This is a genomic window from Richelia sinica FACHB-800, assembly GCF_014698825.1.
Lineage (GTDB): Bacteria > Cyanobacteriota > Cyanobacteriia > Cyanobacteriales > Nostocaceae > FACHB-800.
Genome location: NZ_JACJTT010000040.1, coordinates 1 through 22,890, shown reverse-complemented (window position 1 = coordinate 22,890; position 22,890 = coordinate 1). Strand labels below are relative to the sequence as shown.

The following is a 22,890-nucleotide window of genomic DNA, read 5'->3' as shown; positions in this document are numbered from 1 at the left end:
CACCATGAAAAGACGTGATTTCCTCATTCAAGGCGGACTATTTTCCGCAACCACTATTGCCACCATTGGTAATCATGGTTGGGTAGCTCGCGCTGCAAATCCCCATCCTCAACGCTTAATTGTGATTCTGCTGCGAGGAGCAGTTGATGGTCTGAATGTAGTTGTTCCCTATAGAGAAGCAGCTTATTACCAAGCGAGACCACAAATTGCCATTCCCCAACCAGGTCAAGACAATGGAGCCTGGGATTTAGATGGTCAGTTTGGCTTGCATCCCTCCCTATCTGGACTAATGCCCTTGTGGCAAAACAAAACTTTAGCCTTTGTCCATGCTTGCGGTTCCCACGACCCCACCCGCTCCCACTTTGATGCTCAACAGTTTTTGGAAAATGGGACACCTGGGAATAAACGGACTCAAGATGGCTGGATGAATCGCTTGTTGAGTGCGATCGCTAATCATAGCCCTATTCAAGCAGTAAGTGTGGGGGCAACTATTCCTTGGATTTTGTCTGGTCGGATGCCTGTAGCTAATTTGGCATCTGGTGTCAATGCTAGCAAGCCTCTAGCCATAGACAAACCGCAGATAGCCAATCGATTTGACCAACTCTATAGCGGCAATGACAGCTTAAGTCAGACCTATCGTGAGGGTAAGATTGCTCGTCAAACATTGATGAAAAACTTAGCAGATGAAATGCAAGCTGCAAACAATGGTGCCCCGTTACCTTATGTATTTGTCGGTGATGCTAAACGATTAGCTCAACTGATGGTCAAAGATGCCAGCATCCAATTAGGATTTATGGCATTAGGTGGTTGGGATACCCATGTCAATCAAGGCAGCACTCAAGGTAGACTAGCTGGTAATCTCAAGCAACTGGGAGATGGTTTAGCGGCATTAGTTCAAGGTTTAGGGAATCTTTATCAACACACAACAATTGTTGTCATATCTGAATTTGGCCGGACATTACGACAAAATAACAATGGTGGCACTGATCATGGTCACGGTAATGTTATGTGGGTATTAGGCGGTCAAACTAAGGGTGGAAAAGTTTACGGTGAATGGCCAGGTTTATCTACTTCCCAGCTATATCAACAACGAGACTTAGCGATTACCACGGATTTTCGTGATGTAATTTACCTATTATTAGAGCGTCATTTAAACTTAGAAACAGCAAAAATAAATCGTATTTTGCCTGAATACAGACTCAAACAAGATATTGGTTTAATTTAAATTTCCCAGCTTGATAGGTTTTAAAACCTCCACTCAGGTTGGCAGCCCGAAAATTATTTAACCGCAGCGCACGAGTAGCATAATAACCCCGTTGTCCCACTTGGCAATATACCCAAATATCTTGATCGGTTGGTAACTCAACCATGCGCTGACGCAGTTCCGATAACGGTATATTCACTGCTGTTTCTACATGACCTGCCGCAAACTCATATGCTTCTCGCACATCCAGCAGCATTCCATCTAACTTAGGCAAATCTTCCCAATGTACTAGGGGTGCATCTTCTCGCAAGTCTTTAGCTGCAATCATTCCCGCAATATTTACCGGGTCTTTAGCTGCACCAAATTGGGGTGCATAACATAACTCTGCTTCTTCCAAATCATATACTGTTGCCCCCAGTTGAATTGCCATGGCAATTACATCAATGCGCTTTTCTACCCCTGCTTCCCCGACTGCTTGCGCTCCTAAAACTCTGCCATCTCCAGGAGAAAACAGCAATTTCATATTAATCGGTTTGGCATTGGGATAATAGCCGACATGATGCCCTGGATGCAGGTAAACTTTGTCATAATTCCACCCCAAGCGTTTGAGTGTCTTTTCATTTGCACCAGTGGTGGCAATTGTTAAACCAAAAATGCCACAGACAGATGTTCCTTGCACGCCTCTAAATTGGGTATTTCTGCCAAAAATGGCCTCTGCGGCTATTCTTCCTTGACGATTAGCTGGCCCTGCTAAGGGAATAAATGTCCATTCCTTGGTGACAAAATCCTGTACTTCAACCACATCCCCCACAGCCCAAATTTTCTCATCACTGGTTTGCATTTGGGCATTAACTCTAATCCCTCCCCGTTCACCGATTTCTAAACCTGCTGCTTTTGCCAGGGTGGTTTCTGGACGTACCCCAATGGCTAAAATGACTAAATCTGTGGCGTGGGTTGCCCCTGATTGGGTAATAACGTTAATGCTACCATCCGCATTGGCCTCAAACCCTACCACACCGTCACCCAAGCCCAAGGTGACACCATGAGATACTAATAAATCATGTATTGGGGTAGCCATTTCTGGATCAAGGGGAGCCATGACTTGAGTTTGATTTTGTAATAAAGTGACGGAAATTCCCCGATGTACAAGATTTTCAGTCATTTCTAAACCAATAAAGCCACCACCAACCACCACAGCCCGTTTTACTTCCCTTGTACTAATCCATTCGCGGATACGACGACTATCAGGAATGGTTCTAACGGCAAAAATTCCCGGTAAATCAATACCTGGTAAGGGTGGACGAATGGAAGCTGCTCCTGGTGCTAGTACCAAAGCATCGTAATTTTCTGGGTAAATTTCCCCGGTTTTGCGGTTTTTGACGGTAATTACAGCCTTTTCTCGGTCAATTTCTAGGACTTCGTTTTCTAAACGGACATCAATATTAAATCGCTGCTTGAATAAATCTGCATTGGCGACTACGAGCTTTTGTTCATCTGTAATTACATCACCAACATAGTAAGGTAAGCCACAGTTGGCAAAGGAGACAAACTGACCCCGTTCAAAAATAATGATTTCGGCTGTTTCTGATAACCGACGCGATCGCGCTGCACATGAAGCCCCACCTGCAACACCACCAACTATTAATAAGCGTTTTTTATTCGTTGTCATTTTTTCCACTCCCAAAGGAGAATGAACGCAGAGATAATAATCTCAGTGTCAAGATGTCTAGTTAAGGTTGATCATGGGTAATTGGTCATTTTCTCACCTGTTCCCTAACTAGCTATTCATATTTATATATTATACTACCATATAGTTATATTATGGAAATAATTTGTACAGGTGGGTTTATCAATATAGGGAATTGCTCAACCAGGGTACTACAGTCAATATAGTAGGGGCGGGTTTATCAATATCTTGAATTCCTCAACCAGGGTACTTGTTAACCCGCCCCGACAGTAAAGGCAAGAATTCTCCACAGTTAGGTTGGTGAATTCAAAGGTAGGAAAATCGCAAATTCTGTACCTTCTCCTAAGGTGGAATCAACTTCAATTTTCCCACCATGCTTTTCGGTGACAATTTGTCGAGCGATCGCTAGTCCTAATCCTGTGCCTTTACCGACTGGTTTGGTTGTAAATAAATGGTCAAATATGCAGTTTTTCACATCAGCACTCATTCCTGTGCCATTGTCTCGAATGGCGATTTTCACTTGCTCACCAATTACTTCTGTACGAATAGTAATTGTTTGACGATGATTTTCCATCTTGGCCAAGGTCTGAGTTTGTGCCATTTCATCAAACACATCAATGGCATTAGCCAAAATATTCATGAACACTTGGTTTAACTGGCTAGGGAAACACTCGATGAGCGGTATATCCCCATATGCTTGCTCAATGATAATAGCCGGACGACGTTCATTAGCTTTGAGGCGGTATTTTAAAATCAGCAGGGTACTATCCACACCTTCATGGATGTTAGCCATGACTTTGTAGTCTTTGTCAGCACGGGAGAAGTTACGCAGACTGGTACTAATAGATTTAATCCGTTCAGTAGCTGTGGTCATGGAATTCAGCAGCTTCGGTAAATCTGCAACTAAAAATTCTAAATCAATATCTTCCGCGTTGTCTTGAATTGAATCTATCGGTTGAGAATAGTTTTGTTGGTACAGTTCTAGATGTCCAATTAAATCCTCTACGTATTCTTTAGCATTGCTGATACTACCATTCAAGAAGCCGATGGGGTTATTGACTTCGTGAGCAACTCCAGCCATCAAATTACCCAAAGATGCCATTTTTTCACTTTGGATAATTTGCAGTTGGGATTTTTCCAACCTTTGAGCATAGGCCTGGGATTGTTGATAAAGGCGTGCATTTTCCAGAGAAATAGCCGCTTGGGTACAAAGGAAATTGAGAATGAGGAGGCGATCGCTACTGAACACCCCACTAGTAGTACAGTTTTTCAAAAATACAATGCCGATCAGATTGCCTTGATTGAGAATTGGTAAGCACAGCACACTTTTGGGTTGGTGCTGACGTAGATACTCATCAATCACAGGTAAATCGGTTTTGAGTTCATTAATGACCACCACTGCTTGGGTATTCTTCACATACTGGATCAACTTCACTGGTAGTTGAGAATTACCCTCTAGAGGTTGTGAACACAGTTCTGTGGTTGAGGTTGTAGCGATCGCTTGCAGTTGCCATTCTCCCTCGTGATTGGGCAGGATTAAAGCACAGCGATCGCCTCCAGAATGTTGGAGAATGATTTGAGTGAGTTGGTGCAACAATTCATCCAGTTGAATAGTGCTAGATAAGCTTTGAGAGGCTTTGAGAATAGTGGCAAAATCTAAAACGACATTAATTCCCTGACTAGTAGAGGGAGTTCCATTGGTCGAAGAATGGATGGAAACATGAGGAGTAACCATAGCCGCTAGGGTTTCCAAGGGGTTGAGGGTTGGTGTTCCTGGCTGGAAAATAGGACGTAGTAAATGGGGATAGCGGCTTTCTAGATGGTTAATTTTAGCTACTGCACCCCAATGAGCATAGCTATAGTAAGCTTCTTGCATATAACTAGCTGCTACTTTCTCTTTACCCCAGTTGATGTAAAACTTAGCCGCTAATTCATTTCCTAAGGCTTCTACTTGAAGATGACCATTGGTTTTCGCTTCTGCAATGGCATGATCATAATTTTCTATGGCTCCCACCATATCACCTTGGACTCGGCTCATTTCCGCTTTCACCAAACAATAAAGATGGCGGAAATTCACAGGATTATTTTCTGACCAAACTGTTAGTTTTTGCAGATAGGTAGAAATTTTTTGCCAACAACTTGGTTTTTCTGCGTCCGACAGGTCAGGATAGCGGGCAATGGACAACAGTGTATAGATAAAGCAATGGTAAGGATAGGGCAGTAATCCTTGGGGAGCCACATTGATGATTTCGGCTTCTGCTTCCTCACTATAGCGCCATGCCGCTTCTATCTGTTCATGATAAAAAAGTGCTTGGCTTTTGAGAATATTGTAGATACAAATCACTTGCCAATTTTTATGCTGGCGACATTGTTCTAAATAGTTGAACTCAGTCAATTCAAAGCTTTGCCCCATTAATTCTGCCAGGATGATCTGTCCACCTAAAAATAGGTCTATTGCCCACTGGTTTTTATATTTGCGGCTAAATGCTAAGGATTCAGATATTTCTGTGAATAGTTTTTCGAGATGAACACTTTGATAAAACCGGCAGTACATATTATGCCCAAAGGCATAAGCTGCATATTGCAAATTACTGGATTCTAAACCTACGCGATAGGATGAGAGGTAATCTTGGGTTGCCATCTCCAAGGGATGAGACCAATGTCGCAAGGAACTACCAATCATTAAATAAGCGACACTCTCCGCCGATTTGTTATTAAATGTTGGCATTAATTGCAGGGTGACATCTAGCAATTCATCAGTACCCTGATAATTATTCAAGGCATATCCCCGTAAGCCTCCAAAGGCTGGATAAATATAGCCGATTTCTGGGGTATTCCCATACTGTAAACACAAATTCACGGCTTTGGCACAGATGACAGACCAGAGTCTTTGATGGGAACGATAGGTCGGTGGCCCCATGCTAATTAATAACTTGATGGCCATTTTTTGCTCTGGTTGACTCATGATGGGCAAATCAATCAATTCAGAAAATGACCGAGATTGCAAGGTGGCTTGAATGGTTGCTAGTTCGGCATCACGCACAAGGTCAAAATCTGCTTCGGGTAAGTCAATATTGACTAAAGCTAGGGCTTGACGACCGGCTTGAATGGCTTGTGGATACTTGGCTTGCAGGGTGTACTGCACGATCGCCATATTGTAAACTTCGGCTTTTTCTAGAGGTGCTGTGGCTCGCTCTATAGTCTGATGTAACCAGGTTTCTGCTGCGGCAAAATTGCCATTTAAATACTCAACTTCTGCCCTGGCTTTAAACAAAGACAAACTCAGGTGATAATCGCTTTGCCAACAATCTGGGGGTAAAAGTTCCATTCCCGCGGTAATGTATGTTAAAGCCGCAGCATAAGCTGTAGATGCTTTGGCTTTATTACCTGCCAATAAATTGAGTTGGGCAAGTTCTTGTTTTTGGCTGGCTTGAGCGAGTAATTTTTGGCCAATATTTAAATGGTTAACGATTTCAAAAACACGTTCTTCTCTGTCAGCAATTGATAAATTAGCTAACAATAAAGTACCGATTTCCAGGTGAGTAGCTTGTTTTTGGGCATCAGGAATGAGAGAGTAAGCGGCCTGTTGGATACGATCGTGTAAAAATCGATAGGTTAAGTTCTGGACTTGTGGATGATTCTCGTCTTGTTTATCCTGAGATAAATAAAATTTATATACTTCACTTTGGGGCAGGATTAATCCTTCCTGTAATGCTTTCCACAAAGCTACGGCTGTGTCTGCTTGTGACTGTTGAGAAACAATTGCTAAGGTGGCTAAATCAAATTGATTACCTATACAAGCAGCTAACTTGAGGATGTGTTGGGTTTGACTGGGCAACTTCTGTAACTGCTGGGCCATAAATTCCACCACATCATCGGTGAGGGAAAGGCCATGAATTTGGGCAATATCACATTCCCAATAACCATGATCACGATTAAAGGTAATCTGCCCATCTTCGTGTAAGGCTTTGAGAAATTGGGTAATAAAAAAGGGATTACCTTGGGTCTTGCGGGTGATTAATTCTGTTAGTTGTAGCGATCGCTCAGTTGTACAATGCAAGGTATCTGCTACTAACTGATTGGTATCACTCAGGGTGAGGGGTGTGAGGGTAATTGTCTCAATCGTTGTACCCCCTGTTTTGAGTTCCTCCAAGGTCAACATCAAAGGATGGGTAGGAGACACTTCGTTATCTCGATAAGCTCCCAACAATAACAAATAACTTTGGTCTACCATCAGCAGTTTAATCAACTGCAAGGAAGCAGAATCTGCCCACTGCAAGTCATCCAGAAACATGACTAATGGGTGTTCTGGTGTAGTAAAGACGGCGATAAATTTTTGAAATAATAAGTTAAAACGGTTTTGGGCGGCTGTTCCTGCTAATTCTGGTGCAGGGGGTTGTTGACCGATGACCTGTTCTAGTTCTGGCATCACTTCAATGAGTACCTGGCCATTGTCCCCCACCGCAGCGAGTATTTTACTCCGCCATTGTGCTAATTGGCTGTCCGATTCTGATAATAACTGCTCCATCAAATCCCTGAGGGCTTGAACAAAGGCCGATAAGGGAATATTGCGATTGAATTGATCAAACTTACCTTTAATGAAATACCCTTGCTGACGAGTAATTGGTTTATGAACTTCATTAACAACTGCGGTTTTACCAATCCCTGAAAATCCTGCTACAAGCAAAATCTCTGATGTGCCATCAGTCACCCGCTCAAAAGCTTGTAAGAGGCTGGTAACTTCCTGTGTTCTGCCGTATAGTTTTTCTGGGATGAGAAAGCGATCGCACAAATCCCTGTTACCAATGGCAAAATCTGTGATTTTCCCTGTATTTTTAAGTTGAGATAAACAATTATCCAAATCATGCTTTAATCCCAAAGCACTTTGATATCTGTCTTCGGCATTTTTAGCCAGGAGTTTATGAATGATTTTACTAATTACCAGGGGAATTTCTGGTTTAATATCCGATACATAACTAGGCAACTTGGCTAAATGACAATGCACCAACTCCATGGGATTATCACTACTAAATGGCAACTTGCCTGTCAATAATTCATAAAACGTGACTCCCAAAGAGTAGAAATCGCTGCGATAGTCTATACCGCGATTCATTCTCCCGGTTTGTTCTGGGGAAATATAAGCCAGTGTTCCTTCTAAAACCTGAGGATTTTTGATTTCTTGGGTTTCTTTGGGTAACAGAGATGCAAGACTAAAATCTATCAGTTGAACTTGTTTTGTTTGTGCATGAATCAGGATATTGGCTGGCTTGATATCCTTGTGGATAACACGGTTTTGATGTAAATCATGGAGAATCTGCGTCAATTGGATGGCGATCGCTAAAAATTCTTCCAGGTTCAGGTAATTTGTTTTGATATACTCTCGTAAGGAAATTCCCCCCTGGTCTGCCATTACTAAAATATAACCATTGCCATATACTTCTAATGACAATGGGCGCACAACACCAGGAATATACAAATTTTTACTAATTGTATATTGGTTACGAAATTGCAATAACTCATTGAAATTTGGGTATTCGGAAGTTAATAGTTTTATGACTACTGGTAGCTGGTCTAGCTGTTTAATCCCTCGATAGACTGTGGTTCTATGTCCTGCATAGAGTAGTTTGCTAATGTGGTAACCCGGAATGACGGGAGTGCAAGTAGTGGTATTCATCTAGTGAAATATTAAACCCATTCGAGTAGAAGTCTGCTACCAATTATAAGATAGTCAACATTGCCCTATCATCTGTTCAGTAATAGCTTTCAGCATTTGATTAGGAATTATTATATATAGTATATTTACTGAGGAATAATTATTAGTAACTATAAAGATTACGTTAAGAATAGACTAGATCATGGTTTGGGACAAAACCTCAGGGATGGGTTTTCAGTCCATGGCCAAAATTTGCCCTTGGGCAAGAAATGTCAGATAAATTGAAAATGTGCTTCTACGGTTTACCGAGAAGTATGAATCCTGCCCAATAATAAGGATGATCATATAACTTCTGGTCTGCTGGCAGCTTACTAGTTTGATACAGTTGTGTAGCTAAATAATTCCTCACCTTGAATTCTTCTCCAGGCAGATTATTTAGTAGATGTTCATACCATTGGGTTAATTCTTTATTAGTTATTTCTTTTAACCAATTGGTAACTGTAGCTAAAGCTATCACTGGTGACTGCTGCAACTGCAACTGGCGGTAAAATTCAATCATCACCAAAGCTTGTGCTGTGGATTCTACATCCCAAATTGTAGTGAGGACATAGGGCACTCCCGCATTCATAAAACTGGTTTCTAACCCTAAATATTCACTGTTGATATGTTGATTGCTCTGATAAACTGTAGCGCAATCTGCTAAAGTCACCAAATTTAAATTGAATAGTGATTGTTGCACGATTTCTGTCAAATTTAGCCTTTCTTCATTACTCAAAATAATTTGTGATTGGTCAAGCTGATTTAAATTATTTTGGGCATGACTGCTTAGATGCAGGATATTGTAGCCATTCACTATCCAGGAATCGAGATAATTCTTATTAATTTGATAACCTGGTAACCTATATTTATTAGTAAATAAATTGCCAATTATTTCTATTGAAAATTGCAGCGGATTTAGTTCAGATTCACCTGCTAGACTAGATTGTTCAACAATCAATAATTTCTGATTTTGCCAATCAGATAATATATCTATTTTGGAAGTAATACCTAAATGAGTGCTAGGAAGATAGGAAATAGTGTAATTGTTGCTCGTAGCGGCAGAAGATAATGAGAAAAGTGCTTGTAAAGGTAACTTAGCTAAATCACGATGGGGAACTAAAATCAAATTATTTATCCCTTCTAGTTCCTGCACAATTGTGGAAATATTCAGAATGCTCCTCAGATGTAAAAGCTTCTGTTCCATTTCCCCACGCCAAGGATGATGCTGATTCTCTGCATCTTGATGATTTTGGCAGTAATCATAATACATACCTTGCCAATCAGCTAGCCAGTTTTCAAACTCAATCAGCCGCTGTACCCCTTCTGGGATGGCTTGGACATCTTGAATGGGTGTAAATACTAATATCGGTGATGGTGCTTGGTCTTTGATAATAAATGTATGTAGTGCCGCAGGGCTAAGGTGCCAAAAAACTATAGCTGTAGAGGGATTTAATAATTTTTGAACCGATTTGTATTTAGTAGAGTGAACATAATCACTCCAACCAAATAAGAGCCACTGCAAACAATCATTTTTCCCTTGTTCTGCTATTTCCCACGCTTCTACAAAGTCACCTGCGTCTACTGCCAAATCTACGGCTAATTGTCCTAAACCTGCAAATCGCAAAGCCAATTGTTTTTTACTTTCATCGCTGCGAACAGCTTGATTGAGGAGTTCTTGTAATACTTCTACTGCTTGGACTTGAGAGGCTTGGGCAACGCTGATTTCTCCTAAACTAATTAACACTTTGGTGAGGGATTGTAAAACCTCTAGGTGTAATTCCGGGAAATCTGTAGGTGTGAGGGTAAATAATGCTTGTTGATAGGCAAGGACGGCATTTTGCCAGTACAGACGGGGTAAATCTTCTTTCTTTCCTTGCTCATAGTCGGTGTTACCAATCACGATATGCAATCTTCCCCAACCCTCTGGGTGAGTGTCGGGACGGAGATGTTTTAATCCTTCTTGATAACTGGCGATTTTCCCTTCATAACCGCCTACATTTAAAGCAGGATTAGTGGTAGCGATCGCACTAGTTAAACTGAGGGAGTTGTGTTCATGACCTAAATGACCTGCGGCTGTACCTCTGCCAATCCAAGCTTCCCAATAATCTAGTTTGATGCTGAGGGCGCTATCATAACAAGCGATCGCTTCTGTAAATCTTTCCAGATGGAAAAGTGCGACTGCTTGGTTGTACCAGGCCAGGTGGAAATCTGATTTAATAGCAATGGCTTTTTGATAGGAAGCGATGGCTTCCCCTTGATTGCCTAAGTTATCTAAAGCGACACCCCGATTAAACCAAGCTAAATATAGTTCTGGCTGGTTAGCTAGGGCCTTATCCCAAGATTCAATGGCTTGTGACCAACGTTTGAGATTAAACAGAACCACACCCCGGTCAATCCATACCTCATCATAATCTGGTTGAATTTCTAAGGCTTGGTCATAGGAAGCGATCGCATCTTCATATTGTTCACCTACAGCCAAGGCCACACCCCGGTAATACCAAATTTCCTGGTCTTCTGGTTGTAATTGCAAAGCTTGGTCATAACTAGCCACTGCTTCCCAAATTAGTCCTAACCGCAGTAGTGCTAAACCTTTACTAGACCAAGCTCCTGAATCATCTGGCTTCACATTGATGGCTTGGTCAAATGATGCGATCGCTCCTTCAAAATCGCCCATTTCCCCTAGAATACCACCACGGTTATACCAAGCCGTGTAAAAATCAGGTTTTAACTCCAAGGTGCGGTCATAAGCTGCCAATGCTTCATCAAATCTGTGTAAATGAAACAGAATCAACCCTTGATTAAACCAATATTCATAGGCATCTGGTTGCAACCTAGTAGCTTGACCATAACAAGCTAAAGCCCCTTCTAAATCTCCGATTTTCGCCTGCTTTAAACCTTCATAGAAAAAGACTTGGGCCTGATTCATCAAGGTGATTTGCGCCTTAGCCGGCTCAATCAGCCCTTGTCTGGTTAAGGCTAGTTCCGAAGCAATTTGTTGAACAAGATTCGTGTTTTCTTCTAACCTGCTAGCCAAATTATCTAAAGTTTGGGCTATGGTATCCGGCTCTAAATTGGCTCTAGAGGAATGTAAATCAGTAGATGGGGAATATAAACTATTATCCTCTACAGGCTCACTTGTGGCGGTTCTAGCTGGCTCTGTATATTCAAAAACTACCCCAGCTTCAGGATCTACAGCATATTCATAGATGAAAACTTCATTATTGTCCGACTCTGTTGGTGCTGGTGTTTGGATATGGAAATTCGTGGTGAATTGGTATTCTTCTGCCACCGGACTAGTTACTGAAGCGACATTGGGTGCATCCGGCCCATCATATTCCCATAACTGCTCACCTAATTCCCGGATTAATTGCTGCCCAGGACTATCTAAAGATGCATCGACTACAGGTGTTGTTGCTACTGTTGTTGCTGGTGGTACTGCAACTACAACCCTACTATTAGCAGTATCTTGAACAAAATCCCGTCTTAAGAGTCGAATGCCAATATCAAAGGCTAAATCACCAACTCTACCAACACCCAGTTCACCCAATTTAATCATCTTTCCAGCTAGGTGATGATTAGGTGCGGGAGAGGCTAATAATCGTTCACCAAACATCAGCAGCCAATCTAACCACCGCTCTTCACTAATACGCGGTTGCATCCGCTGTAAATAATTTACTGCCCACTGTTGGCCCCGTGCTTGTTGCACACCTTCCAGCAGTTCGGTAAACAAAAATTCTAGATCCGCATTAGTTAGTTCTGGCAGTGAATCTACCAAATTCTCCTCTCTCCCAGTCTTGATATCCTTCAGGGGAAGACTGTGAGGAAGATACTGTAAAACACTGTTAAGCCACTGCGATAGCCACCTGAACATCTGCCACATTCTCGGATTTTCTTTCTCCTAGATTGTAGCCATCGTTGTGTCAAAAAAATCATGAATTACGGAAAAAACAAAGTAATTAAGGTGAAGCTGCATGGTGGAGTTAGTGAAAAACTATACAAAAGGGTATCATTGACAATCCCCAGTTTACTCTTTTTGTGCCTGAAGATAGGGACGAAGAGAGGAGGGGAACATAAATGACATTGGTAATCTTACACTGAGAAGGCAGTAAAGATGAGGAGATGCCCAATTAATCTTCTGTTACAGAGGATTGTTCTTCCATCTGCGCTTGATGAACTAAGGTCTGAATAATCAATTGTGGATCATCGGTTTCCAGGGACAACTGTTGAGCAATTTGTTGACGCAGATTTTCATCTTGTTGCAACAGTACAAGTAACTGTTCAAGAGTAATGGTTTGGTACTCTGCGTCTGGAAACTCTTCTGATTGGGTAGAAGCGGCAATTGCTGGTTCTGGAGCGGTTTGACCTACAGTGTCTGGCCCATCATATTCCCAAATGGGTTCGCCTTGATGCCGGGTCAATAACTGCATACCAATATTATAAGCTAGGTCGCCCACTGGGCCGATATTTAATTCTCCCAACTGTACTAAGCGGGCAGCTAATTCATTATGGGGATTTTGTGTTGCTAATAGTCTTTCGCCAAATCCTTGTAACCAACTTAACCAGCGTTCAGTGTTGACCCGATGCTCAAGATTATTTAGCCACTTTTGCGCCCAAGTTTGGCCTCTGGCTTGATGAACTCCTTCTAAAAGTTCTGTGAAGAGAAATTCCAGATCCGTATCACTTAGAGGTGGTGCTGATGTTATTTGTACAGCCTTGCTCTCAGGAGTAGGACGTGCTTTCCCCCCCAAAAAGCGTTGAAAAAATCTTTTTATCCACTGAATTAGCCGCTTGAGCATCTACTGTACCAATAATTTTTGCCTCTTCAAATTGTAGCGACCTAGATGATAAGCTGCTACATCGTAATCAATTGTAAATCCGTAGTTAATTTTGCCGTACAAGGAAATGTGCCTCAGTTGTTAGAATATTTAAACCCCAAACTCGACTGGGTGCTACGACTCTACTATCAAAGGCATTGACATCTCCCTCCATGTCTTACGAACCCCTGCACCATAAGTATCGCCCAAAGAGTTTTGCTGAACTGGTGGGCCAAGAAGCGATCGCCACTACCCTCACTAATGCTATTAATTCTGCCAAAATCGCTCCTGCCTATTTATTTACTGGGCCTAGAGGCACAGGCAAAACTTCTAGCGCTCGCATTCTCGCTAAATCCCTCAACTGCCTCAACAGTGACAAACCCACAGCACAGCCATGCGGTGTATGTGATACCTGTCAAGGCATTACCAAAGGTTACACTCTTGATGTTATAGAAATTGATGCTGCCAGTAATACTGGTGTTGATAATATTCGCGAAATTATTGAACGGGCCCAATTTGCTCCTGTACAGTGTCGATATAAGGTTTATGTGATTGATGAATGTCACATGCTCAGTACGGCAGCGTTCAATGCTTTACTGAAAACCCTGGAAGAACCACCTAAACATGTGGTCTTTGTCCTAGCGACAACCGACCCCCAAAGAGTATTACCAACGATTATTTCTCGCTGTCAAAGGTTTGATTTTCGCCGGATTCAGCTAGAAGCGATGGTGAAGCATTTGAGCAATATTGCTGCTAATGAAAATATTCAAATTTCACCTGATGCTGTTACTTTAGTTGCCCAACTTTCCCAAGGGGGATTACGTGACGCGGAAAGTTTATTGGATCAATTAGCTTTATTATCGGGAGAAGTCAGACCTCACCAGGTGTGGGATTTGGTCGGTTCTGTGAGTGAACAGGATTTACTGGGATTATTAGAAGCGATCGCTCAAGACCATCCAGAAACTGTATTAGATTGTACTCGCAAAATCTTAGATCGTGGTCGTGAACCGCTGACGATTCTCCAAAATCTGGCGGCTTTTTACAAAGATTTACTGATAGCGAAAACAGCACCCAATCGCCAAGATTTAGTGGCTTGTACCAAGGAAACTTGGCAAGCATTAGTTAGTTTTGCTCACAAGTTAGAAATCACCACTATCTTGCAGGGACAACAGCATTTGAGAAGTGCGGAAGTCCAACTGAAAAATACCACCCAGCCACATTTATGGTTAGAAGTCACATTACTGGGGTTACTTCCTAGTGCCAATATTCCTACCAAAGTATTAACTCTACCACCACAAATTAATACACCTGCTGCCCCTGCTATTAATTCTTCCCCACCAGTCAATCATCCTCAACCAAGCCAAAATCCAGCCGTTCCCGCTCATACTCCCCTTAATTCCCAACCCCATCATTTCACCCATAGTTCAGTTCCATCACCAGCAGCTACTCACACACCAGTTAATGAAAACTCTCGTGTTCACTCTGTTGCAGCCACTGTCACCCAACCACATCAAACAGCAGCTACACAACCAGTTACCCCCACCACTACAGAAACATTAGCTCCATCTGTAGAACAGATCCCACCCCAGGAAAATTTAACCCAACCACAATTTGATTTAAATCAGATTTGGCAACAAGTTTGTACCTATATTCCCCAGGGATCAACCAAATCCTTACTCAGCCAAATGAGCCATTTAGCTGATTTTGATGGTCAGGTGGCCCGCGTGGCCATTAAAGCTGCATGGTATGAAAGATATAAATCTTCCCTACCGGCGATAATTACTGGGGCTTTCCAACAGGTTTATCAGCGGGAAATTCAAGTCTTTTTGGAAAAAGCCACTGGTGCTACAGCTACATCAGCGAGAAGTTACTCTTCACCCCAAGATTCCACCCGTGTTCAACAACCACCAACATCTATTTACAAGCCACAAATTACTTCACCAGCACCCATACCTACACCCACACCCACACCTCCACCCTCACCTCCACCAGTCCCTACACCCACACCACAACCTGCGAGAATTGAGCCTCCAGTCACAAAAACTGTACCAGTCCCCACTACACCACCACCCCAACCTAAACCTTCTCCATCCAATTGGGATCATGATGAGGTGAAAAAAGCCGCAGAAAGCCTAGCAGATTTTTTTAAGGGGCAAATTATTCGTCTGGATGATGACGCGATGGAGTTACCAGATGCGATCGCTGTAACTGATTTAGAGGTGTATGAGTACGACGATGATTAGGTTTTATAGCAACAGACAGCTTTTAACACTGCCCCCTGTTCCCTGTCACCTGTCACCTGTCACCTGTCACCTGTCACCTGTCACCTGTTCCCTAATAAAAGAAGATGAAGTGTGAAAATTTTCTCCTTCATCTTCCTTTTGAGTTCTCTTTCCTATCTTCTTTAATGTGCGCCTGTGTGTACGGTTTTGACCCATTTCAGGCGTTTGGGACGGATCGACATACGGGCAGTGGTGCTGCTCATAACTACTAACCAGTGCAACATATATAAACTGCCACGAATGGTTTGTAGGATTAATAGCCAATAGGTCGAGCCTTTCAATTCTTGGTCTTGACGTATTCGCTTTAAGCCAGCAAACATTCCCACTACTGACATAGTAATAGATAGACTGGTGACAGGCGCAAGAATTGGAGGGCGATCGCTAATTATTGCCATCAGCAAGTCCGGTATTGCTGCTGTTGGTAATATATACATAGTCAGGAAAAACATCAGCAAATCCCAGGTTTTGCGTGTACCCATCCGGTTTTTGAGGATGAGATCCCAGTAATCTAAATAACGCTGATAGCCTCCTTCTGCCCAACGGTTACGTTGATGCCACAGGGAAACTATATTGGTTACCCCTTCTTCCTCCACTGGTGGATAGAACACGCATTCTATATCCCATTTGTGTAGGTGGAGACGGATTGTTAAGTCCAAATCATCGGTAATGGTTTCCTCGTTCCAACCACCGCAGCTAGCTAAGGCTTGACGGCGGACAAATTGACCATTGCCGCGTAATTCACCAATCCCACCAATGGTTGTGCGTTGCTGCTGGAACCAAGTATCAACGGCCATTTCTGCCATTTGTCCCTTAGTCCAAAAGTTTTCTTTAGCATTGGCGATCGCTTTTCGTACCTGTACCGCCCCTACTTTGTCTTTTTGGAATAAAGGTACAACTTGCAACAATAAATCTGGCGTTACTTGAGCATCAGCATCAAAAACGGCAACAATTTCGCCTCTAGTCAAGGGTAGGACTTGATTGAGCGCCCCTGACTTACCACCACTCGCTTGGGGAGAGCGGCGAAAAACATTCAGCTGCTTGTATTCTTCTTGTAATTGGGCTAATAACTGCGGGGTGCTGTCAGTGCTGTTATCGTCAATTATCCAAACTTCGTACTGCCCGTTGGCATATTCCAGGCTACAAAGACTCTTGACTAATCTGCCAATTACCGCTTCCTCATTTTTGGCTGCTACTAGTATGGAGACAGAAGGCAAGTCTCCCTGCATCGCTTTGGAATGATGGCGTGGTCTGGCAAAAATGATCCTGATGGCATGAATGCCTAAAATTGTCGTCAGTCCAAGGATAAAAATGGCAGACCAAGACACTAAATGTAGGGCAATGGTGCTACCCCAGACGATGGTTAAAACTAGAGCGGCTTTACCTCTACGTCCTTGAAACCGAGATGATGGTAAAGACTCAGTATCAGTCTCTACTTCTGGCTCCGTATCTGCTGATAGCTCAGATAATAGGGAGTTAATCGGATCAGAGTTGCTATGGTAAGAATCGTTGTCGGGCCAGGAATTCGCTGGCATAGGTTATTTGATTAAAAAACCAGTATTTTGTCTACATAGCTGTTAAAGACGGTAAAGAAACCGTGAGCTATGTCATTAATATACATCAAGAAATGTATCTTCAGATATGGAAGCTAATTTGGTCTAAATTAATTCCAATAAAGTAAAAATGCTACGCCAGTGGTGAAGTTTTACCATAACAGACCTGGAGTTGTGTGTACATACTCATTTATGGGCATACTTAATTGGTGAAAACTAAACATACTTATGGATTTGAGCAGTCAGGGAGGCTATAAATATGTCTATTGATCAACTTCAGCCTGTTAGTCAACAACAAGCAACGGTTTATCTGCCTTATATTCAGGGTAGTAAGCGGACTTTATTACCCTATGCCATCAGTCTTTATCAAAAAGGTGTTTTGGAAGGACAACGCAAAATCGAGTCCAGTGATAATATTCCTTTTGTCGCCACTTGGAATGTGGCTACTCTACCCTCAGATTTAACTCGTTGCCGTATCCAGTTTGACGGCAATGGGGAATTAAATTATGAAGTGATGATGGCCAGTTTTGAATATATTAGCTTTTTAATTGAATTGCTCGAAAATTATCGACGCTATCGCATTAGTGATTTTTCTAAGTCTTTTTACCGCAAACTGCTGCGCGTGGATGAATAAAAAGGCGGATTGGCTCAATTTTGAGAAAAAACTGATTTAGTCATAGCATCAGCCTTTTGCCAGAAGCAACTAAAATTAGTAAACACCTAGCTGAGTTCTACAGACGTTTGAAATTAGGAGTGCATGTGTGCCGACATCTGCTAGATATTTGCTAATTGGCTCCGTTGAGACTTACAGTGGCAAATCCGCAACGGTTCTAGGCTTATCTCATCAGCTACAACAAAAAGGACTGGATATTGCTTACGGTAAACCCTTGGGGACTTGTTTGCAGACCTCTACGGGAACTGTCGTTGAAGAAGATGTCCAGTTCATTACTGATAGCTTGAATCTCACTGAAAACCGTGTAGCTCCAACGCTGTTATCTTTAGATGAATTAACTGTACACAAACGGTTAAAAGGGAATGACAAAACCGATTATCAGGAACTACTAGTACAAAAGTATTTGCAAGTCCCCAGAGGTGATTTGGTGTTGCTGGAGGGGCCTGGTGATTTGTCGGAAGGTAATTTATTTGGTTTATCTTTGTTGCAGGTAGCAGAAGGATTAGACGCGGCGGTACTTTTGGTATCACGCTATAAGTCACTGCTGTCTGTGGAAGGCTTATTGTCTGCTAAACAAAGAATGGGCGATCGCTTGATTGGTGTGGTGATCAACGAAGTACCCGCAGAACAATTAGAAGCGGGAAATAATATTCTGCGGCCATTTTTGGAACAGCAGGGGATTCCGGTTTTGGCAATGTTACCCAAGAGTGACCTACTTCGCAGTGTCAGCGTGGGTGAACTGGTGAAACAGTTGAATGCGGAAGTGCTGTGTCGTAGCGATCGCTTGGATTTATTAGTGGAAAGTTTGGCCATTGGGGCAATGAATGTCAACGCGGCAGTGAAATACTTCCGCAAACGGCGAAATATGGCTGTGGTGACGGGGGGCGATCGTGTGGAAATTCAACAAGCCGCCTTAGAAACCTCTACCCAATGTCTCATCCTCACCGGACAACTACCACCACCACCCTTTATCCTCAATCGCGCTGAAGAGCTAGAAATCCCGATTTTGTCAGTGGATCTAGACACCTTGACCACCGTTGAAATCGTAGACCGCACATTTGGCCAGGTTCGTGTTCATGAACCCGTCAAAGTGGAATACATCCGTCAATTGATGACAGAACATTTTGACATTGACCGCTTATTATCCAAACTGGGACTTAACCCAGCCACGGCACTGTCATAAATATCTGCTCACTTTATTTAAACGTACTGGTTAATCGCAAGCGTAAATCCTAATCACTACAGTGACATACTCCTACGCTGATGCTTCTCTACGAGAGGCTTCGCCAACGCATACAGTGTAGGCTTCCAAGACAATCCGGCTATTGCGTAGGAGACTCTTGGCTTTAAGAACCGGATGCCCCTCGGCTCTTTTTCTTATGACAATGGCTGCATTATGGTCACGATCCAAAGAGCAACCACAACGGCATTCATGCCATCGTTCATGTAATTTTTTTGGTACTTTCGCACCGCAATTAGAACATTCTTGAGTTGTACCAGATGCTTTAACAGGTATTACCAACAAACCAGCATTTTCGGCTTTATTTGTCAGTATTGATAAAAAATTTCCCCAACCAGCGTCATGTACAGATTTTGAAAGTCTAGATTTTGAAAGTCCTTTGATGTTTAAATCTTCATGTGCGATTACGTCATATTTTTTCAATAAGTTGTTAGCAGTTTTAAAGTGGAAATCTTTGCGCTTGTCAGCAACTTTTTTATGTTGTTTACCCGGTTGTTTAACAGCTTTTGTTCTACGAACACTACCCTTCTTGCGTCGTGAAACACGCTTCTGGATAACTCTTAATCGTTTTTGTGTTTTGCGATAGTGTTGAGGGATAGCTACTGTTTCACCATCAGTCGTTGTCAAAAATTCTTTTAATCCCATGTCAATACCAGTTATTGATTCTGGATTAATATCCGGATTAATTTCTGGGACTGTAGAATCTTCTAGACTGAGAGTTAAGTAATAACCATCAGCCTTTTTAGTGATAGAAGCAGTTTTAATCTTAAAGCCATCAGGCAACGGACGATGCAGCACAACTTTAACTTTACCTAGTTTTGGTAAATCAATTAAATTACCCTGTAAACAACCATCTTTAATTTGTGGGTAAGTGAAGGTTTTGTATCTACTTCTAGATTTAAACCTCGGCTTACCACTGCGTTTTCCGTTGCTATCACCCTTGAGAAAACGATCAAAAGTTATCTTAACTCTTTTAACTACATCCTGTAGAACTTGTGAATAAACATCGCCATAATGAGGATGAGTTTTTTTGAGTTCAGGTAATGTCTTTTTTTGAGAGTAATAGTCTGGATTATCTTTTAATTCTGGAAGGTGACAAACAAGAGAACAGGCATTTACAGGACAGCGATTTTGCTCATACCAATTAAATCTATCTGCCAACAAATAGTTATACTGAGCGCACAACATAGACAACCATCTATCTATTTCTGTCACCTGTTGTTTTGTCGGGCGTAATCTGTACTGATATGCCGTCCTCAACTGTTTATCACCACCTTTGTAAATCAGTGCTATGTTTTTAGTATACACTGATTTTATCTTAAGTCTACATCCAATGAAAAATGATTTTGTTTCCAAAGGGAGGTCTGTTAGTGACCTGAAAGCTCACCTAGTTTTAACAACAAAATACAGGCGCAAAGCGTTTAACTCAGCAATGCTAGAACGCCTGCATACTATCTTTGAGGAGTTATTAGTAAAGTGGGATTGCAAGCTTGTTGAGTTCAACGGTGAAGACAATCACATACATCTTCTATTCCAATACCATCCTGATCTAGAACTTAGTAAGTTAGTCAATAACTTAAAGTCTATCTCCTCTAGAAAATTGAGACAAGAATTTTCTGAACATTTAAACACTTTTTATAGCAAAGATGTCTTTTGGAATGGGTCTTATTTTATCGCTAGTTGTGGTGGTGTTACCGTTTCAACTTTGAAAAAATACATTGAAAATCAGCAACAACCAGAAGATTAAGAATTGTTCGTTTCCTCCATGCTCCCTTCCCTCTCTACGAGACGCTACGCGAACGCCTATCGGCATTGGTCGGGGAACTGTCGTCAACACAAGACCCATTCATCTCATCGCTCCTGCTTTCCTTCGGAACGCTAACGCGAACGCAGTGAGCGAGAGGCTTCTGTCAGTTCAAGCTAAACTTTACCCGTTTACACAATTTGGATTTTACTTGAAACAACAGAGGTAATTCCTCTAGTGTGAACAAACCTACACTGTACAGCAAAGTCGGTGTAGATATTTATACTATTTTCGTCGAATTCACATTTATTTATTCATATTATCTGTAAAAATAACGTCTTCATAAACATCAGTTAAAAGACATTTAAAATTCACGCTATTTAACTCTAATTCTTGATTTTCTCTATAACTATAAAGTTCCCATCTTCCTTGACTATTGCGACGAAAACAATCAATTCTTTGACGATTTTGGCTAACTAAAGCATATTCTTGCAATGTTTCTAATTCTTGATAGTCGCTAAATTTATCACCTCTGTCAAAGGCTTCAGTTGCAGGTGATAAAACTTCAATGATTAAACTAGGATAGCATTTAAAATAATCAAACTCTGTATCTCTGGAATAGCTAGTTATCATGATATCAGGATAGTAAAAAATATTCAGAGTTTCAATTCTAGCTTTCATATCAGCAACGTAAAGACGGCATCCTGTACCACGAATATGATTTCTTAAAAGGGCTACTAGATTAGTAGTGATTGTCACATGGGCATCACTAGCACCAGCCATTGCGTAAATTTGCCCTTGAATATATTCATGTTTAATAGGGCTATTTTTCTCTAATTCTAAATATTCTTCTGGGGAAAGATAGGGGTGAGATTGGTTAAGAGTCATATCTTTTTATAGTTAGTATGGAATAATGTTTAGAGTATAGCAATTATCAATATTTTTGATTTCACGCAAAGACGCAAAGACGCAAAGTAAGAGGCTTTTAATATTACCTATTGACAAAAAATAAGAGATACGTATTATTATACGTATAGCCATTTAACCTATAAGTTTTAATTCAGCGTTTCTGGAAAACGCCAGTATCATGTCAATGGCAATTTTTAGTAATGCGTTCTCAGATGAGTTAGTGACTGCTACTGAGTTAAATCGTCAACCTGGAAAGATTTTAGATAAGGCTTATGAACGCCCAATTACTATTACTAGAAATGACCAATTTTTTGCGCTATTGCGCCGTGAAGATGTGGGTTATTTAGTGAAAGGAATAAATCAAAGTAAGGCGGTTTTTGAGGTTTTATCAGTAGCGTTTCGGTTGTTGTTGAGTCAAGAAATAGGGTCTGAACATCCCTATGGTTGGTTAAGCGTATTTGATGCTGATGAATTGCAAGATTTTATTAAAGAAGTGAGTGAGGCTTTTCGTTTAACTGATACTTCTAATCAGGCTTGGGATTTGATTGATGCAATCATTCATGAGTGGAAAGAAAGTGCAATAGCTATTAGTAGTTCTGAGTTAGCAGCAGCTTTTAAGGATGAGAGTGATGAAATGCCTTTAACACCACCTATGAATAAAAACGGTGTGTGATTTTTTAGGTCGGATAATGCTGCTGAAAATGAGTTAATGGATAATGTAGAACCCCCACAAGTAAAATTATCTGCACCTGCATTATCTCAAACAATTATAACTTGGCTAGTAGTTGCTAAAAATAAAAGGGTTAATCGAGAGTGGGAAGCTTTAATGCAACTTTATCCAGAAAATTGTATTCGTTGTTATGAAGATTTATGTAATGCACCAACAACTAGACAACCTAAGCGGGTTTTTCCTTTAAAAGGGAAAGTTTATAAGGGTGCTTGGGAGTATGAAGTTACCAGTGGTGATAGGGTATTTTATGTTCCTGATCAAAATTGACAATTAAGAAGATATGGCTACCATTAATTGAAGTGTGGTTAGAGACATACTTTGAAGAGAAAGAAATACTATATCTAGTAATTGACCGCACCAAATGG

Annotated in this window: 14 protein-coding genes; 7 read left to right on the top strand and 7 right to left on the bottom strand. The window is 41.5% G+C overall.

What is annotated here, in order from left to right:
• Window positions 1-4 precede the first annotated feature (4 nt).
• Entirely contained in the window at window positions 5-1,225 is a 1,221-nt protein-coding gene (locus H6G73_RS20455) for a DUF1501 domain-containing protein (RefSeq protein WP_190607814.1), read from the top strand.
• On the opposite strand, the gene H6G73_RS20450 is transcribed toward H6G73_RS20455, so the two are convergent.
• The 4 genes from H6G73_RS20450 to H6G73_RS20435 all read right to left on the bottom strand — a co-directional run bounded on the left by H6G73_RS20450 (window position 1,200) and on the right by H6G73_RS20435 (window position 13,379).
• Window positions 1,200-2,873: an FAD-dependent oxidoreductase gene (locus tag H6G73_RS20450; protein WP_190607812.1), complete on the bottom strand. Its 1,674-nt coding sequence runs from the start codon at window positions 2,871-2,873 to the stop codon at window positions 1,200-1,202. The two genes, H6G73_RS20455 and H6G73_RS20450, sit on opposite strands and share 26 nt — an antisense overlap.
• A 310-nt stretch (window positions 2,874-3,183) precedes the next feature.
• On the bottom strand, window positions 3,184-8,565 hold the full coding sequence (locus H6G73_RS20445; protein WP_190607810.1) for a trifunctional serine/threonine-protein kinase/ATP-binding protein/sensor histidine kinase: 5,382 nt from the start codon (window positions 8,563-8,565) through the stop codon (window positions 3,184-3,186).
• A gap of 274 nt (window positions 8,566-8,839) precedes the next feature.
• Window positions 8,840-12,463: a CHAT domain-containing protein gene (locus H6G73_RS20440; protein ID WP_190607808.1), complete on the bottom strand. Its 3,624-nt coding sequence runs from the start codon at window positions 12,461-12,463 to the stop codon at window positions 8,840-8,842.
• A gap of 247 nt (window positions 12,464-12,710) precedes the next feature.
• Window positions 12,711-13,379, bottom strand: coding sequence for a hypothetical protein (locus tag H6G73_RS20435; RefSeq protein WP_190607807.1), 669 nt, complete (start codon window positions 13,377-13,379; stop codon window positions 12,711-12,713).
• A 191-nt stretch (window positions 13,380-13,570) separates the two neighbouring features.
• On the opposite strand from H6G73_RS20435, the gene H6G73_RS20430 reads away from it, so the two are divergent.
• On the top strand, window positions 13,571-15,640 hold the full coding sequence (locus H6G73_RS20430) for a DNA polymerase III subunit gamma/tau (protein ID WP_190607805.1): 2,070 nt from the start codon (window positions 13,571-13,573) through the stop codon (window positions 15,638-15,640).
• A 161-nt stretch (window positions 15,641-15,801) separates the two neighbouring features.
• Here H6G73_RS20430 and H6G73_RS20425 read toward each other — a convergent pair whose 3' ends face one another.
• The gene (locus tag H6G73_RS20425; protein WP_190607803.1) at window positions 15,802-17,211 is read right to left on the bottom strand and encodes a glycosyltransferase; all 1,410 of its coding nucleotides are present in this window, start codon (window positions 17,209-17,211) and stop codon (window positions 15,802-15,804) included.
• A gap of 277 nt (window positions 17,212-17,488) precedes the next feature.
• Here H6G73_RS20425 and ebsA point away from each other — a divergent pair, with 277 nt between their 5' ends.
• Window positions 17,489-17,863, top strand: coding sequence for a type IV pilus biogenesis protein EbsA (gene ebsA / locus H6G73_RS20420; protein ID WP_190607802.1), 375 nt, complete (start codon window positions 17,489-17,491; stop codon window positions 17,861-17,863).
• Window positions 17,864-17,990: 127 nt separating this feature from the next.
• Complete coding sequence (locus H6G73_RS20415; protein WP_190607800.1) at window positions 17,991-19,085, top strand: phosphotransacetylase family protein; 1,095 nt, start codon at window positions 17,991-17,993, stop codon at window positions 19,083-19,085.
• A 72-nt stretch (window positions 19,086-19,157) separates the two neighbouring features.
• On the opposite strand, the gene H6G73_RS20410 is transcribed toward H6G73_RS20415, so the two are convergent.
• Window positions 19,158-20,402 carry an RNA-guided endonuclease InsQ/TnpB family protein gene (locus tag H6G73_RS20410; protein ID WP_190607863.1) on the bottom strand — a complete coding sequence of 415 codons (1,245 nt, stop codon included), beginning with the start codon at window positions 20,400-20,402 and terminating at the stop codon, window positions 19,158-19,160.
• 73 nt (window positions 20,403-20,475) lie between these two features.
• Here H6G73_RS20410 and tnpA point away from each other — a divergent pair, with 73 nt between their 5' ends.
• A complete protein-coding gene (tnpA, locus tag H6G73_RS20405) occupies window positions 20,476-20,889 on the top strand; it encodes an IS200/IS605 family transposase (RefSeq protein ID WP_190607798.1) in 414 nt (137 codons plus the stop codon).
• Between the two features lie 303 nt (window positions 20,890-21,192).
• Here the strand turns inward: tnpA and H6G73_RS20400 are convergent, their stop codons facing one another.
• On the bottom strand, window positions 21,193-21,774 hold the full coding sequence (locus tag H6G73_RS20400) for a Uma2 family endonuclease (protein WP_190607796.1): 582 nt from the start codon (window positions 21,772-21,774) through the stop codon (window positions 21,193-21,195).
• Between the two features lie 205 nt (window positions 21,775-21,979).
• Here H6G73_RS20400 and H6G73_RS20395 point away from each other — a divergent pair, with 205 nt between their 5' ends.
• Both H6G73_RS20395 and H6G73_RS20390 read left to right on the top strand, forming a co-directional pair.
• Complete coding sequence (locus tag H6G73_RS20395; RefSeq protein ID WP_199317799.1) at window positions 21,980-22,468, top strand: hypothetical protein; 489 nt, start codon at window positions 21,980-21,982, stop codon at window positions 22,466-22,468.
• Window positions 22,469-22,504: 36 nt separating this feature from the next.
• Window positions 22,505-22,792 (top strand): hypothetical protein, encoded by a 288-nt coding sequence (locus H6G73_RS20390; RefSeq protein ID WP_190607793.1) that lies wholly within the window; start codon window positions 22,505-22,507, stop codon window positions 22,790-22,792.
• Window positions 22,793-22,890 lie beyond the last annotated feature (98 nt).

Excerpts from the sequence above, each read along its gene's own strand:
- H6G73_RS20455 (WP_190607814.1), top strand. The coding sequence starts at position 5 with ATGAAAAGACGTGATTTCCTCATTCAAGGCGGACTATTTTCCGCAACC.
- H6G73_RS20450 (WP_190607812.1), bottom strand. The coding sequence starts at position 2,873 with ATGACAACGAATAAAAAACGCTTATTAATAGTTGGTGGTGTTGCAGGT.
- H6G73_RS20445 (WP_190607810.1), bottom strand. The coding sequence starts at position 8,565 with ATGAATACCACTACTTGCACTCCCGTCATTCCGGGTTACCACATTAGC.
- H6G73_RS20440 (WP_190607808.1), bottom strand. The coding sequence starts at position 12,463 with ATGTGGCAGATGTTCAGGTGGCTATCGCAGTGGCTTAACAGTGTTTTA.
- H6G73_RS20435 (WP_190607807.1), bottom strand. The coding sequence starts at position 13,379 with ATGCTCAAGCGGCTAATTCAGTGGATAAAAAGATTTTTTCAACGCTTT.
- H6G73_RS20430 (WP_190607805.1), top strand. The coding sequence starts at position 13,571 with ATGTCTTACGAACCCCTGCACCATAAGTATCGCCCAAAGAGTTTTGCT.
- H6G73_RS20425 (WP_190607803.1), bottom strand. The coding sequence starts at position 17,211 with ATGCCAGCGAATTCCTGGCCCGACAACGATTCTTACCATAGCAACTCT.
- ebsA (WP_190607802.1), top strand. The coding sequence starts at position 17,489 with ATGTCTATTGATCAACTTCAGCCTGTTAGTCAACAACAAGCAACGGTT.
- tnpA (WP_190607798.1), top strand. The coding sequence starts at position 20,476 with ATGAAAAATGATTTTGTTTCCAAAGGGAGGTCTGTTAGTGACCTGAAA.
- H6G73_RS20400 (WP_190607796.1), bottom strand. The coding sequence starts at position 21,774 with ATGACTCTTAACCAATCTCACCCCTATCTTTCCCCAGAAGAATATTTA.
- H6G73_RS20395 (WP_199317799.1), top strand. The coding sequence starts at position 21,980 with ATGGCAATTTTTAGTAATGCGTTCTCAGATGAGTTAGTGACTGCTACT.
- H6G73_RS20390 (WP_190607793.1), top strand. The coding sequence starts at position 22,505 with ATGGATAATGTAGAACCCCCACAAGTAAAATTATCTGCACCTGCATTA.